The sequence below is a fragment of the Streptomyces sp. NPDC031418 genome, from assembly GCF_055581605.1.
Map to the genome: position 1 here is coordinate 126305 of NZ_JBVIJC010000013.1, position 14446 is coordinate 140750.

11 protein-coding genes are annotated in these 14446 nt (G+C 72.6%); 5 read left to right on the plus strand and 6 right to left on the minus strand.

The genetic code is table 11. From position 1 onward, the window contains the following. Positions 1-40: 40 nt before the first annotated feature. A complete protein-coding gene (locus tag ACZ5CZ_RS21105) occupies positions 41-748 on the minus strand; it encodes a chaplin (protein ID WP_468944857.1) in 708 nt (235 codons plus the stop codon). A 286-nt stretch (positions 749-1034) separates the two neighbouring features. Between ACZ5CZ_RS21105 and ACZ5CZ_RS21110 the strand changes: the two genes are divergently transcribed. Next, positions 1035-2669, plus strand: coding sequence for an alpha/beta hydrolase (locus tag ACZ5CZ_RS21110; RefSeq protein WP_468944859.1), 1635 nt, complete (start codon positions 1035-1037; stop codon positions 2667-2669). A 51-nt stretch (positions 2670-2720) separates the two neighbouring features. Further along, positions 2721-3245: a DUF4232 domain-containing protein gene (locus ACZ5CZ_RS21115; RefSeq protein ID WP_468944862.1), complete on the plus strand. Its 525-nt coding sequence runs from the start codon at positions 2721-2723 to the stop codon at positions 3243-3245. Between the two features lie 8 nt (positions 3246-3253). Here ACZ5CZ_RS21115 and asnB read toward each other — a convergent pair whose 3' ends face one another. Both asnB and ACZ5CZ_RS21125 read right to left on the minus strand, forming a co-directional pair. Next, complete coding sequence (asnB, locus tag ACZ5CZ_RS21120; protein ID WP_468944864.1) at positions 3254-5095, minus strand: asparagine synthase (glutamine-hydrolyzing); 1842 nt, start codon at positions 5093-5095, stop codon at positions 3254-3256. Between the two features lie 276 nt (positions 5096-5371). Continuing rightward, a complete protein-coding gene (locus ACZ5CZ_RS21125) occupies positions 5372-6163 on the minus strand; it encodes an alpha/beta fold hydrolase (protein WP_468944867.1) in 792 nt (263 codons plus the stop codon). A gap of 156 nt (positions 6164-6319) precedes the next feature. Here ACZ5CZ_RS21125 and ACZ5CZ_RS21130 point away from each other — a divergent pair, with 156 nt between their 5' ends. Together ACZ5CZ_RS21130 and ACZ5CZ_RS21135 are read left to right on the plus strand one after the other, a co-directional pair. Further along, on the plus strand, positions 6320-7414 hold the full coding sequence (locus tag ACZ5CZ_RS21130) for a baeRF3 domain-containing protein (protein WP_468944870.1): 1095 nt from the start codon (positions 6320-6322) through the stop codon (positions 7412-7414). 79 nt (positions 7415-7493) lie between these two features. Continuing rightward, positions 7494-8519 carry a Gfo/Idh/MocA family protein gene (locus ACZ5CZ_RS21135; protein ID WP_468944872.1) on the plus strand — a complete coding sequence of 342 codons (1026 nt, stop codon included), beginning with the start codon at positions 7494-7496 and terminating at the stop codon, positions 8517-8519. Here ACZ5CZ_RS21135 and ACZ5CZ_RS21140 read toward each other — a convergent pair. Then, entirely contained in the window at positions 8509-10536 is a 2028-nt protein-coding gene (locus ACZ5CZ_RS21140) for a phosphocholine-specific phospholipase C (RefSeq protein ID WP_468944875.1), read from the minus strand. The genes ACZ5CZ_RS21135 and ACZ5CZ_RS21140 overlap by 11 nt on opposite strands. 130 nt (positions 10537-10666) lie before the next feature. Continuing rightward, positions 10667-11080 (minus strand): SsgA family sporulation/cell division regulator, encoded by a 414-nt coding sequence (locus ACZ5CZ_RS21145; RefSeq protein WP_385841128.1) that lies wholly within the window; start codon positions 11078-11080, stop codon positions 10667-10669. 346 nt (positions 11081-11426) lie between these two features. Here ACZ5CZ_RS21145 and ACZ5CZ_RS21150 point away from each other — a divergent pair, with 346 nt between their 5' ends. Continuing rightward, positions 11427-12854: a PP2C family protein-serine/threonine phosphatase gene (locus ACZ5CZ_RS21150; protein WP_468944878.1), complete on the plus strand. Its 1428-nt coding sequence runs from the start codon at positions 11427-11429 to the stop codon at positions 12852-12854. A gap of 51 nt (positions 12855-12905) precedes the next feature. On the opposite strand, the gene ACZ5CZ_RS21155 is transcribed toward ACZ5CZ_RS21150, so the two are convergent. After that, positions 12906-14399, minus strand: a complete 1494-nt coding sequence (locus tag ACZ5CZ_RS21155) for a DNA-binding protein NsdB (protein ID WP_385841130.1) — start codon at positions 14397-14399, stop codon at positions 12906-12908. Positions 14400-14446 lie beyond the last annotated feature (47 nt).

Below are 14446 nucleotides of genomic sequence, written 5' to 3' on the forward strand. Positions count from 1 at the left end.
CGGACGGCCGTAGGCGCGGGCGGGCATCGTATGTGTCCGGTCAGCGGGTGCCGCCCTGCCGGAAGCGGCGGTAGAGGATGCCGCCCGTCAGGAGGAGCGCGGCGCTGACCGCGGCGGCGGGGGCCGCGAGGTCCGTGCCGGTGTGGGCGAGGGTGGTCACGGTCCGGGGCGGTTCTGCCGGGTGGAGCGGGGTGTGCCGGGGGTGCGGGGCCGGGTGGGCCGACGGGGTGTGCGGGGTCGGCGGGGTGTGCGGGGCCGGTGGGGTCTGCGGGTGGCGGGGGGTGCGGGGCTGGTCGCCGGGGCCGTTCACCGAGGTGTTGCCCAGCACCGGGTTGGCCACGCCGACCACATTGACGCTGTTGCCGCTGATCTGGACCGGTACGTCGACCGGGAGCTGGACGCCGTTGCCGGAGACCACTCCGGGCGAGTCCTGGGCGCCGCCGTGCGCCGACGCCCCGCCGGACGCGGAGGCCCCGCCCGTGCCGCTGCCGCCGGTGTCGGTGCACCGGTTGCCCGTGGCCGGGTTGAGCAGTCCGACGACGTTCACGGTGTTCCCGCACAGGTTCACCGGCACCTGCACCGGGAGCTGGATGCCGTTGCCGGAGACCAGTCCGGGCGAGTTCTGCGCGCTGCCGTCGGCGCCGGACCCGGCGGCCGCGAAGGCCCCGGACACCGGGAGCGCCACGGCCAGCGCGCCGGAGGCGGCGACGGCGGCGGCGATCACACCGTTTCGGGTAGCCCGTCCCATAGGTTCCCTGCCTTCCAGACATCGTCGCGGGCCATTCACCCGCACCCTGTAAAACGCAGGCGAACCGTCCGAGTTATGGCCAATCGGTCTTTCACCCCATCGAGTGGCACAGCTATCGAACCGCATGGAAAGCACACTGAATGATCACCAAAAGGGATGGAGAGAGCGAAGGGTACGGCACCCGGTGCCGTCCCGCTCGTCCGGAGGCGGGCCTTCCGGGGCCCGCTTAAGGTGATCCGAGGGCGTCGGCCCCGGCCCAGGACGGGCGCGCCCCGGGAGGCGATCGATGCTGGCCATGCTGTCCACACGGTCCGCCGTGCGGCGCTGCACGGGGGCCGGATTCCTCACCCTCGCGCTGCTCGGAGCCGGGCTGCCCGCGGCCGCGGCGACCCCGCCGCAGCCCGACCTGTCCCGGTTCTACCGGCAGAAGGCGGTGTGGGGTGCCTGCGCGGGCCCCGACATGCCGAAGGACCTCCAGTGCGCCAAGGTGACCGTGCCGCTCGACTACGCCCGGCCCACCGCGGGCACCCTGGACCTCGCCCTGGCCCGCTATCGCGCGACGGGCCCGTCCCGGGGCTCGGTGCTGCTGAACTTCGGCGGCCCCGGCAGCTCGGGCGTCAGCGAACTGGCCGCCGCGGGCAAGCAGTTCATGGACCTGACCAACGGCTACGACGTGGTCGGCTTCGACCCGCGCGGCGTCGGCCGCTCCTCCCCCGTCAGCTGCGGCGAGGGCACCGACGAGGCCGCGACGGCGACGGACGGGACCGCCGACCTCGCCCACCCGCAGGCGCTGCTCGCCCAGCTGCAAAAGGCCGCCGCGGCCTGCGCCCGGAACTCCGGCCCGGTGCTGCGCCACATAGGCACCGTGAACGCCTCCCGCGACCTGGACGTGATCCGCCAGGCGCTCGGCGACAAGAAGCTCAACTACCTCGGCTTCTCCTACGGAACCCGGCTCGGCGCGGTGTACGCGGCGCAGTTCCCGCACAAGGTGGGACGGATGACGCTGGACGGCGTCGACACCCTCACCGAGCCGCTGTCCGAGCAGGGCATCGCGGGCGCCGAGGGGCAGCAGACCGCACTGGACGACTTCCTGGACTGGTGTACGACGGATCTCGCCTGTCCGTTCGGGCAGGACCGGCGTGCGGCCGGGGACGAGGTCGTACGGCTGGTGCACTCGCTCGACGAGCACCCGGTGCCCACCGACTTCGGCGGCTCCTTCTCCGGCCAGGACCTGGTGGGCGCGATCGGGCAGGCGCTCTACAGCAAGCAGATGTGGCCCCTGCTGGAGCGGGCGCTGGCCTCGCTCACGGAGGACGGCGACACCCGGGGCGTGCTCGCCTTCTCCACCGGCGGCATCCGGCTCCCGCTCCGGAGCACCGGCGCGGGTGCCGGGCAGCGGCGGTACGCGGTGCAGGGCGGCCTGACCGATCCGCAGCACGTCCCCGCGGACAACCTGCCCGCCGCGCTGATGGCGATCGACTGCGCCGACGACCCCGACCGGCCCACCGCCGCCCGGCTCACCCGGGACCTGAAGGAGCTGCGGGCCGCGTACGACCAGGCCTCTCCCGTCTTCGGCCGCTACCGGCTCACCCAGCTGCTGATGTGCTACGGCAGGCCGCGGGGCACGGACTTCATCCGGGACCGGGTCAAGCAGGTGCACTCGGCGAAGATGCTGCTGGTGGGCACGCGCGGGGACCCGGCGACGCCGTACCGGTGGACGGAGGAGACGGCCCGGCGGCTCGGCCCGTCGGCGGTGATTCTCGACAACAAGGGCGACGGGCACACCGGCTACTCCTCCTCCACCTGTGTGCACCACACGATCGACGACTTTCTGCTGTACGGCACCCTGCCCGCCAGCGGCAGCTCGTGCCCGGCCGACGGCGGCGACTGGAGCGCCACCCTGGACGGCGCCGGCCGATGACCGCGCCGTCGCCGTCCCGCAGCCGACCATGACCAGACCGGGAGGACCAGCATGCGTCCGCGCGCCTTCATCGCCGTACCCGCCGTGCCGGCCGTCGTCGCGGCCCTGCTGCTGACCGCGCCGCAGAGCCTGGCCGCGACCCGTCCCGGCCAACCGGTCCGCTGCGCCGAGCAGGTGCTGGCGGTCCGGGCGAGGGCCGCCTTCGCCGACCCGACCGTGGTGCGGCTGCGCGTCACCAACCGCGGCGTCCGCACCTGCGCCGTCGACCGGGCGCCCACGGTGACCTTCAAGGGCCTGGACGGGGCCGCGCTGCCGGTGCCGACGGGTGGTTCCGGCGGCTACCGCCTCGCCGCGGGCGGCACCGCCTACGCCGACATACGGACCGTCGGGGACCCTGCGGACCCCGAGGTCCGCAGGGTGGACGCGCTCGGTGTGGCGGCGTCGGCGGCGCAGTCCGGCCGTTCCTTCACCGCAGCACGGCTGGGCACCGGCCGGCGGATCCTGGTGTGGGAGCCGGTGACGACGTGGTGGCAGCCGAGCGCGGCGGCCGCCGACCGCGCCATCGGACTGGGCTGACCGCGCTCTCAGCCGAGGACCAGCTCGGGTGAGTACAGGTCCAGCCAGCGGGCGAGGTGCAGGGTTCGTTCCAGGCCGTGCCGGGCCGGCTGGGTAGTGACCGGTGCCTCGCGCTCGGCGGCCTGCCGCACCCGCTCCCGGTCGACCAGGTCGAAGACGGCGTGGGAGGGGTCGGTGAGGAGGTCCTTGACCTGCTCCTGGAGGGCGCGGGCGTACCGCGGGTCCTGGGTGGACGGGTAGGGGCTCTTGACCCGCTCGTACACCGAGCGCGGCAGCAGGTCCGCGGTCGCCTCGCGCAGCAGGCTCTTCTCCCGGCCGTCGAAGGACTTCAGCGCCCACGGGGCGTTGTAGACGTACTCGACCAGCCGGTGGTCGCAGAACGGCACCCGGACCTCCAGGCCGACGGCCATGCTCATCCGGTCCTTGCGGTCGAGCAGGCCCCGGACGAAGCGGGTCAGGTGCAGATGGCTGATCTGCCGCATGCGGTACTCGAAGTCGCTCTCGCCGTCCAGGCGGTCGATGGCGGCGACGGCCGTGCGGTAGCCGTCGGCCACGTAACCCGACAGGTCCAGGGAGCGGGCGAGGTCGGCGCGCAGCACGTCGGTGTTGCCGCCGAAGTGCCGGGCGGACAGGGGGAGCCAGGGGAAGGTGTCGGCGCGCCGCGACTCCTCGTCGAAGAACTGGAGGTAGCCGCCGAACACCTCGTCGGCGGACTCGCCGGACAGGGCCACCGTCGACTTCTGCCGGACGGCGCGGAAGAGCAGCAGCAGCGAGCCGTCCATGTCACCGAGGCCGGCCGGCAGATCGCGGGCGCGGATCACCTGGTCGCGCACGGCGGGGTCGGCGAGGTCCTGGGCGTCGAGCACGATGTCCTGGTGGTCGGTGTCGGCGAGCTTGACGACGTCGTGCACGAACGGGGTGTCGGGGGTGCCGCGCAGCTCGTCGGCGACGAAGTTCTCGGCCTGGCCGACGAAGTCCACGGCGAAGCTGCGCACCTGCTCGCCGTGTACGCCGAGCTGCCGGGCGGCGAGCGCGGTCATGGCGGAGGAGTCGAGGCCGCCGGAGAGCAGGGTGCAGCGCGGCACGTCGGCGACCAGCTGGCGGCGCACGATGTCGTCGAGGAGCGAGCGGACGGTGGCGATGGTGGTGGCGCGGTCGTCGGTGTGCGGCCGGGTCTCGAGCCGCCAGTAGACGCGGGTGGTGAGACCGGAGCGGCCGACCGTGACGACCGTGCCGGGCTCCACCTCGTGCAGGCCGTCCCACACGGCGTGGCCCGGGGTCTTGATCTGGGTGAACAGCTCGCGCAGGCCGTCCGGGGTGACGCGGCGCCGGGCCAGCGGGTTGGCGAGTACGGCCTTGGGCTCGGAGCCGAACAGGACGCCGTCGGGGGTCGGGTAGTAGTAGAAGGGCTTGATGCCCATGCGGTCGCGGATCATCACGAGCGTGTCGTGCCGTCCGTCCCACACGGCGAACGCGTACATGCCGTTGAGGCGTTCGGCGACCGCGTCGCCCCACTCCAGATAGCCGTGCAGGACGACCTCGGTGTCGGAGTCGGTGGTGAACCGGTGGCCGCGGTCCTGGAGTTCCCGGCGCAGCTCGGTGAAGTTGTACGCCTCGCCGGAGTAGACCAGCGCGACGGTTCCCGCGGGGGTGGCGAGGGACATCGGCTGGCGGCCGCCGGGGAGGTCGATGATGGCGAGCCGGCGGTGTCCCAGCGCGGCGGGGCCCTCGGCCCAGGTGCCGTGGTCGTCCGGACCGCGGCAGGCCATCGTCTCGGTCATCGTATGCAATGTGGTGGCCTCGGCGGTCAGGTCGCGGTCGAAGGACACCCATCCGGTGATGCCGCACATGCGCTGCCTCCTGCCTCCGGTCCCCTGGCGGCCCCCGCTCACCTGCGCTTCGGCGGAGTGCGGAGACCGGCCCGGAAACCAGTTGTATCGAGCACCTATATGACGACCTTCCGTCAGGCGGTCGGGAGCGGTCAACGCTGCTGTCACACGGACGACTCATTACCCCGCGTGTTTCGGCCGCGTTTTGCCTGCGGATGAGCAAGCGCTCTCCATGCCGGCGGACCGGAGACGCCGGGAACCGGCCACAGCTAAAAAGTTGACCAAGTGCGGGGCGGGTCAGGCCGGTTCCGCCATGTGCGCGGCCAGGAACCGCTCCAGCGCCGCGGTCAGCTCCGTCGGCTTCTCCAGGGGCAGTTCATGGCCGCCGTCCAGGATGCGCACGACCGCGTCGGGGCACGCCTTGGCCAGGCGCAGCATCTGGGACACGGGCAGCTGGACGTCGTGGTAGCCGTGCACCAGCAGGGTGGGCATGCGGATCTCGGGGGCCCGGTCGAGCAGGTCGAAGGCGCGCATGGCGCCGTAGAGCGTCATGACGACCTCGCGCGGGGTGCCGGCGGAGGCACGGATCTGCGCGCGGATCTCCTCGCGCGGATACCCGGGCCCGAAGGCCCGCTGGATGTTGGCGGCGACGAACAGCTTGAACGGCACCAGGGTGGAGGCCGCCATCAGCAGCCCGCGGCCCCGGCTGTAGGTCATCCGGCCGATGGAGTTGACCAGCACCAGCCGTTCCACGCGCGCGGGATGGCCGAGGGCGAGGGTCTGCGCGATCATGCCGCCCATGGAGTGGCCGATCAGCACGCACCGCTCCACCGCGAGGTGGTCCAGGAGGGCCAGGACGTCCTGTGCCAGCTCGGCGATCGTGCGCACCCCGGCGCCGGTGCTCTCCCCGTGGCCGCGCAGGTCGAGCCGGATCACCCGGCGACTGCCGGAGAAGTGCGCCATCTGATGGTCCCAGCGGTGCCGGTCCGCGGTCCAGCCGTGGACGAGGACCAGGGGCGTCTCCGGGGCGTCCCGGGGGCCTTCGTCGTCGTAGGTCAGGGCCGCTCCGGCGAGGTCGAGCTGTGGCATGGGGTCTCCTGGGCGGTCCGTGCGGTTCGGTTACTGACGGGTACGGTAACGGTCCGGGCGGCTCCCGTCACCGTCGTACCGCGGGGAGAATTCACCAGCCCCGTCGCCGGTTTTACCCCGAATGCCGGACAGATGAATCGGTCCTATGGTGCTGTCATGGAGCACGCACTGAGTCCCGCGGCCCTCGCCGAACTGCGGCGTCCGCGTCCCTACCCGGCGGTGTCCGTGCTGACCCCGACACACCGCCGCGAACCCGAGAGCGGCCAGGATCCGGTCCGGCTGCGCAATGTGCTGACCGAGGCACGCAAGCGGCTGGAGTCCGACCCCGGCGTCACCCGCGAGCGGCGGGCGGAGGTCGAGGCACAGCTCGACCGCGCCCTCGCCGAAGTGGACCTGACACACGCCGAGGACGGCCTGGCGATCTTCGCCGCCCCGGGCGAGCACCAGGTCTGGTCCCTCGCCCGCAGCGTCCCGGAGCGGGTGGTCCTGTCCGACACCTTCCTCACCCGCAATCTCGTCGCCGCCCAGGCCGCCGAACGGCCGTTCTGGGTGCTGTCGGTCTCCTCGGACCGCGTCACGCTGTGGAGCGGCGGTGGTGACCGGGTCGTCGAGGAGCGCTCCGGGGGCTTCCCGCTCGTCCGCAGCCGGGAGAACTTCGACGCCGAGCGGCAGCAGCGCATCGGGGACGTGCCGAGCGCCTTCAGCGACGCGGACACCCGGCGGTTCCTGCGCCAGGCGGACACCGCGCTGAGCACCCTGCTGCGCGAGCAGCCCCGGCCGCTGTACGTCACCGGTGAGGAGGCGGCGCTGTCCCTGCTGGACCAGGCCGGCAGCGTCGCCCGGTGTGCCGTGCAGGTGCGCCACGGCGGCCTCGCGCACGCCGGTCCCGACGCCGTGTGGCAGGCGATCCGGCCGGTCATGGAGGCGGAGTCGGCCCGGGACACCACGGCCTTGCTGGGCGAGCTGACCTCCGCGCGCGGTCACCGGACCTACGCCGCCGGGCTGGACGAGCTGTGGCAGAGCTCCCGGGAGGGGCGGGTACGGCTGCTCGCCGTGGAGGAGAACTACCGCGCCGTCGCCCGTGACGTCGGCGCGCATCTGGTGCCCTCCGAGCCCGGAGATCCGTTCGCCCGCGAGGACATCGTGGACGAGATCGTGGAGCAGTGCCTGGAAACCGGCGCGGACGTCCGCTTCGTCCCCGACGGCACCCTGGGCGACGCGGACGGGATCGCCGGCGTTCTGCGGTACTGACCGGTCCCCCACGGCACCGACCGCCGCTCCCCCGGCCGCGTACGCTACGGCGTGATCGTCGGCCGAGGGGAGTGCGCGCGTGGGTGACCTGCTGGGCGTTGCGGTACTGGGGGCGGGCCATATGGGCGCCGACCATATACGGCGGCTTGCTCATGTGGTGAGCGGTGCGAGGGTGGCCGCGGTGGCCGATCCCGACCGCGCGCGGGCCGAGGCGGCGGTGGCGGGCCTGACGGGGGTCTTGCTGCACACCGACCCGCTCGCCGCACTCGACGCGCCCGGGGTCGAGGCCGTCCTGATCGCCTCCCCGGGCCCCGCGCACGAGGAGGCGCTGCTGGCCGCGTTCGCGCGCGGACTGCCGGTGCTGTGCGAGAAGCCCATGGTGCCGGACTCCACCGGCGCGCTGCGGGTGATGGAGGCCGAGGCGCGGCTCGGCCGGCGGCTGGCGCAGATCGGGTTCATGCGCCGCTACGACGCCGAGTACCGGCGGCTGAAGGCCCTGCTGGACGGCGGCGCCCTCGGCCGGCCGCTGATGCTGCACTGCACCCACCGCAATGTCTCCTCGCCGCCCGGCTTCACCAGCGCGATGCTCGTCAACAGCTCGGTCTCGCACGAGATCGACGCGGCCCGCTGGCTGCTCGGGCAGGAGCTGACGGCGGTGACGGTGCTGCGCCCCGCGTCGTCGGCGGGCGCCCCCGAGGGCCTGCTCGACCCGCAGTTCGTGCTGTTCGAGACCGAGCGGGGCGCGCTGGTCGACGTCGAGGTCTTCGTCAACTGCGGCTTCGGCTACCAGGTGCGCTGCGAGGCGGTGTGCGAGGCGGGCAGTGCCCGCATCGGCGACGCGCACACCATGGTCGTCACCACCGCCGGCGGCGCCCGGGAGGAGGTGGCGCAGGACTACCTCGTACGGTTCGCCGACGCCTACGACCGCGAGGTGCAGGCCTGGGTGGACGCCACCCGGCGCGGCCGGGTCACCGGCCCGGACGCCTGGGACGGCTACGCGGCCTCGGCCGTGGCCGAGGCGGGGGTCCGGGCGCTGGAGACCGGCGGCCGGGTGACCGTCGGCCTCGCCCCGCGCCCGGACCTTTACAGCCAGGTCAGCCGCTGACGCTCGCGGCGCCCGTCTCCAGGTGTCCGGTGAACCGGCGCGACCAGGTCGCGTCGGAGTCCACGGTCACCGTGATGTCGTACCAGCCGTTCTGGTACGCGACGGCGTTGAAGAAGTCCTCCGCCGAGCCGCCCGCGGCGACCGTGTAGGTCCACGGGCCGTCGCTGCGGTAGTGGTGGGAGGTGATGGTGAACTTCACCGAGGACGTACCGGAGTTGGTCATCGTGAAGTAGACGGCGAGCTTGCCGGTGCCGGGCTCGACCGCGTACCGGCTGTGCACCTCGGCCGAGCGGCCGGCCTGGGTGGCGTCGCCCCGGAAGCGGCGCAGGAAGCGGTTGGGGCCGACCAGGGTCAGGTCGTACGTGCCGTCGCCGAAGCCGGTGCCGATGTTGAAGGAGTCGGAGGCGGTGCCGCCCGCCTCCACCGTGTACTGCCAGGGGGTGGTGTCGCGGTAGGCGTTGGGGTGGAGCGAGAAGTGGGCGGCGCGGGTGGCCGGGCCGCCCTGGTTGGCCAGGGTGATCCAGGCGAGGATCTGCCCGGAAGCGCCGAACTCCAGCCGGTCCAGGTAGCCGTTCGGCTGGTACGGCAGGGCGCGGGCGGGCCGGGTACCGGACTCCTGGGCGGGCAGCGCGTTGTCCGTCGGCACCGGGTTGGGCAGCGGGCCGCAGGTGCCGATGCCGATCACGCCGGTCGCGGGCAGGGACACCGGGCCGTACACGGGGTTGGCGAAGTCGAAGACGCCGGTGAGGTCGCCGCTGACCTTGCGCCGCCAGGCGCTGATGTTGGGGCAGCCGGCCGGTGTGCCGAGGGCGGCCGTCCAGGTCTCCAGGAAGCGCAGCACCGAGGTGTGCTCGAACACCTCCGAGGAGACCCAGCCGCCACGGGTCCAGGGTGAGACGACGATCATGGGCACGCGGAAGCCGAAGCCGTAGGGCACGCCGTTGAGGAACTCGCCGGGCGTCCCGGCGGGCGGCGCCGGCGGCGGCACATGGTCGAAGAAGCCGTCGTTCTCGTCGTAGTTGAGGAACAGCACGGTCGAGTCGAACACGTCCTGGTCGGCGGCGAGGGCCTGGTAGACGAGGTTGACGAAGTGCGCGCCGTCGCCGGGCGGGGCGTAGGGGTGCTCGGAGAAGGCCTGGTTCGGCACCACCCAGGAGACCTGCGGGAGGGTGCCCGCGAGCACGTCGGCCTTGATGGCGGCGGCGATGTCGTCCGGGGTGGAACCGGTCGCCTTCGGCACCGAGGCCATCCCGCGGTCGTAGAGCGGGTCGCCGGGCTTGGCGCTGGTGAACTTCTTGAAGTAGGCGCAGCCGTTGTCGCCGTAGTTGTCGGCCGCGTTCTGGTAGACCTTCCAGGTCACTCCGGCGCTCTGCAGTGCCTCCGCGTAGGTCTGCCAGGTCAGGCCGGACTCGTCGCCGCCGTCGTAGGAGGTGGAGTCGACCTTGCCGCTCCACAGATAGGTGCGGTTGGGGCCGGTGGCGCTGAGGGTGGAGCAGAAGTAGGCGTCGCAGACGGTGTAGTTGTCGGCGAGCGCGTAGTGGAAGGGGATGTCGGAGCGGTCCAGGTAGCCGAGCGAGCGGACGTTGCCCACGCCCGCGACCCAGTTGTCCAGGCGGCCCTTGTTCCAGGCGGAGTGCTGCGAGGACCACGAGTGGGGCAGGTCACCGCTGCACTGGGCGAGGGTCTCGCCGTCGGCGCCGCCCGCCGACGGGGTGGCGCTGAGCTTCCACGGGTACTGGCGGGCCGGCCCGTTGGGCTGGTCGAAGACCGAGTGGCCGCCGGCGAGGGTGATGCCGCTGCGGTCGCCGAAGCCGCGCACCCCCTTCAGCCGCCCGAAGTAGTGGTCGAAGCTGCGGTTCTCCTGCATGAGGATCACCACGTGCCGGACGTCCTTGATCGTGCCGGTCGCCGTGGTGGCCGGCGCGGCGGACGCGCGGGTGCCCGCGCCGCCCAGGGCCACGCCCGCCGCCATGGATGCGCCGAGACCCACGAAGCCTCTTCGGCTGATCGGTGTCATTCGCCCCGTCCTCGTCACGGGAGTGCCCCTGCGGCACACCGCGCGCAAGGGTGCCCGCGGCGTCGGGCGAGGTCCATACCCGTGCGGTGAGGCGGAGGTGAACAAGAGTCAAAACCGTGCCGGGCGTGGCTCACACCCCGCCGAACAGGGCGCTCAGCCCCCGCTCCACCACGCCCGCCAGGTCCTCCTGCCCGGCCGCCACCACCTCGTAGCTGCGCCCGAGGAAGCGGCGCAGCGCGGGGGCGGAGAAGTGCAGCAGCGCCAGCCCGTAGGGCGAGTGGAACTCCAGCACGGTCCGGGTGTGCCCGGAGGGCCAGATCTGCACGTCCCCGTGACCGGCCGGGGCCCTCAGCCCCTGGTCGAGCAGCGAGCGTGCGAAGGTCCAGGTGACCTCCTCACCGTCCAGGGCCGCCTCGGCCGGGAAGTCCACGAAGACGGCCAGCGGATCGTCGGTGGTGTAGCGAAGGGTGGCCGAGACCGGGACCTCCAGGTCGTCGGCGGTGACGAGGCGGGCCAGGACGGGCTGTTCGACTATGGTCTCCATGCCTTAATGGAGTGCGTGAGGGCCCTTCGCATGCCGCCGTTTCCGGTCAGACTTCGACATGTACAGGCCGTTGACGGCACCATGGAACACCAGCACGTCGAACACCTGGTTGAGCATGTCGAGGAAGTCCGCGAACTCGGCGCAACTCCCGTAGTTCTTCTACGACTTGCTCCGCCGGACGCGTACGTCATCCGTACCTTCGGATCGCTCCGGCAAGACTCTGGCATATGCCGGAAGCATCGCCGTATCGTGTGGTGCCAAATCCCTTACGGGGCGTCGTCGGCTGTGCGACAGTCGTAGCGGTCCCCGTCCCTCCCGCCGCCAACCTCCCCCATCGGAGTGCGTCATGCCGTCCCCAGTCTCCGCGGACCGCCCAGCCGCCCAGCCGCCCGGACGCGGCTCGGTCGAGGCGCTGATAAGGCAGGCGCGGCGGCTCAAGGGCGAGGTGGACGCCGTACGGCGGGACACCCGGAGCGACGGTGCGGACCCGGAGGAACGCTGGCAGCGCGCCCTGTACGACCTGGCGCTGCATCAACTCGACGACATCGACGCCCACTTGGCCCAGCTCCGGGACGGCCCGGAGCCGGTCCCGCCCGCCCCCGCCGAGTCCCCCGCCGCCGCGCCGGCCGCCGGCGCCCCCCGCGGATCGCTGCTCAGCCGGGTCGGCAGCGCGGAGTGGAACCTGCTCACCGACGAGGCCACCTGGTCCGGGGAGCTGTACCGGATCCTCGGCCGCGACCCGCTCTCGCCCGCCCTCACCCTGGACGAACTTCCCTCGCTGCTCCTGGAGGAGGACCGGCCGAAGCTCACCGCGATGGTGACGGACTGCCTGGTCGACGCCCGGCCGATCGACGGCGAGTTCCGGATCGTACGGCCCGACGCCTCGGTGCGGACCGTGCACATGATGGGCGAGCCGGTGCTCGGTGCCGACGGCAGTACGACCTCGATGTGGGCCGTGCTGCGGGACGTCAGCGAGCTGCGCCGCACCCAGCGGGCGGTGCGCGAGACCCGTGACTCGCTGCACCGGCAGCGCGGCGAGCGGCAGACCGAGCACCGGATCGCCGACGAGCTGCGCGAGGCCGTGCTGCCCCCCTGGCGCGGCTCCCTGCGACTCCCGCACCAGGGCCCGGGCATCCTCGACCTCGCCGCCCACCGCCTGCCGGCCGCGACCGAGACCCTGATCGGCGGAGTCTGGTACGACGCGCTGGAGCTGCCCGGCGGCGAGACGCTGCTGAGCGTCGGCGACCTCACCGGCCACGGTGTGGCCGTCGCCTCGAACATGGCGATGCTGCTCGGCGCCGTACGCGGCATGGCCATGTCCGGCGCCCGCCCCGGGCAGCTCCTCACCCTGCTCAACCAGTTACTCGACACCACCGTGCAACCGGCCCTCGGCAGCGCCGTCTGCTGCCGCTACCACCCCGGGACCGGCACCCTCGTCTGGGCACAGGCGGGACACCCCGCCCCGCTGCTGTACCGCGACGGCACGGGGTGCGTGCTGAACGCGCCGGACGGCGTGCTGCTCGGCGCCACCTCGGGCGCCGACTACGGACAGGCCGAGGTCACCCTCGAACCCGGCGATCTGCTCCTGCTGCACACCGACGGACTCGTCCCGGGCCACGACGGGCCGGCCGCCCTGGACCGGTTGCTCGGCCTCGCCCCACGGTTCGGCGCGGCGCGCACCGCGCGGGACTGTGTGCGGACGGTCGTGGAGGAGTTCGGCGGCACCGGACGCGAGGACGACGCGTGTGTGCTCGTCGTCAGAGTGACGGACTGAGCCGAGCCGCCCGCCGGTCCGACGGCGCACGGGCTCCCTGTGCCCGTGCGCTCACGCCTGTGCGCTGTTGTCGCCCTTCTGCCGCGGCTTGGGCAGGGCGAGCTTGATCTCCTCCCGCAGTTCATGGATCTTCGGGTAGCCGGAGTACTCCGCGCTCAGCCGGTACATCTGGCGCAGCCGGTCCCAGGTGCGCCGCGAGGAGTTCGAGCCCATCGACATCAGGGCCAGCCGGGCGTACCGGTAGGCCTGTTCGGGGTCGTCGGCGATGAAGCAGGCCGAGGCCATGGAGAGATGGTCGAAGATCTTCGACCGCTCCCGCCCGTCCACCCGGAGCGCCAGCGCCTTCTCCGCGTAGTACTGGGCGTGCACGGCCGCTCCGGGGTCGAACTCGGCCAGCGTGCGGTAGGCCAGGGCCTGCATGCCGTACAGGTCCTCGTCCTTGAAGGTCTGCATCCAGTCCAGCGGTTCCCCGTCGCCCCGGTCGGCGACGAACATGTCCTCCGCCTGCCCGAGCGTGCGGCGCATCGCCTGGCCCTTGCCCATCGACGCCTGCGCCCAGGCCTCGATGGTGTGGAACATCGCCTTGGTGCGGGGCTGGAGGCGGTCCCCGGCACCGGACTGGGCGAGCTTCATCAGGTCCAGCGCGTCGTCCGGCCGGCCCAGGTGCACCATCTGCCGGGCGGCCCGGGACAGCGCCTCGCCGGCCCGCGGCCGGTCCCCGCCCTCGCGGGCGGCATGGGCCGCGATGACGAAGTACTTCTGGGCCGTGGGTTCCAGGCCGACGTCGTGCGACATCCAGCCCGCGAGGACGGCGAGGTTGGCGGCGACGCCCCACAGGCGACGCTGGAGATGGGGTGGGTGGTGGTAGGCGAGCATCCCGCCCACCTCGTTGAGCTGACCGACCACCGCCTTGCGTTGCAGCCCGCCGCCACGGGCCGCGTCCCAGGCGCGGAACACCTCGACCGAGCGCTCCAGCTCCTCGATCTCCTGCGATCCGATGGGGGCGGCCTCATAGCGGTCGAACCCAGCGGGGTCGGCGTGCAGCGGGTCGTCGAGGACAGGGGCGTCGGCCTTGAGGGCCGGGTCGGTGTGCAGCCAGTCGTACATGGCGCTGCTGAGTGTGGATCCCGCGGCGAGCGCGGCACCCGCGCCCACCAAGCCGCGTCGGTTGAGCATGAGGTCCATTCCCGTGAATTCGGTGAGGACCGCGGCGGTCCGTTCGGGCGCCCACGGCATACCGTCGGGGTGTTCCTCGATCCCGTCGCCCTGCCGTTTCCCTGCACGCCCGTGCCGTACCAGACCGAGGTCCTCGATGGTCACGACACGGCCGAGTCGCTCGGTGAACAGCGCCGCCAGCACCCGCGGCACGGGATCGCGCGGGATCTCTCCCATGTCGATCCACCGCCGCACCCGCGAGGTGTCGGTCGACAGCTGGGGGTGGCCCATGGCCGCCGCCTGCTTGTTGACCAGTCTCGCGAGCTCGCCTTTCGACCAGCCGGCCAGGCCGAACAGGTCCGACAGTCGGGTGTTGGGTTGTCCGCTCACTCAAGCCCCCAGGTTCTCGGCTGAGTTGACAGTAGCCCCGCGGAGGT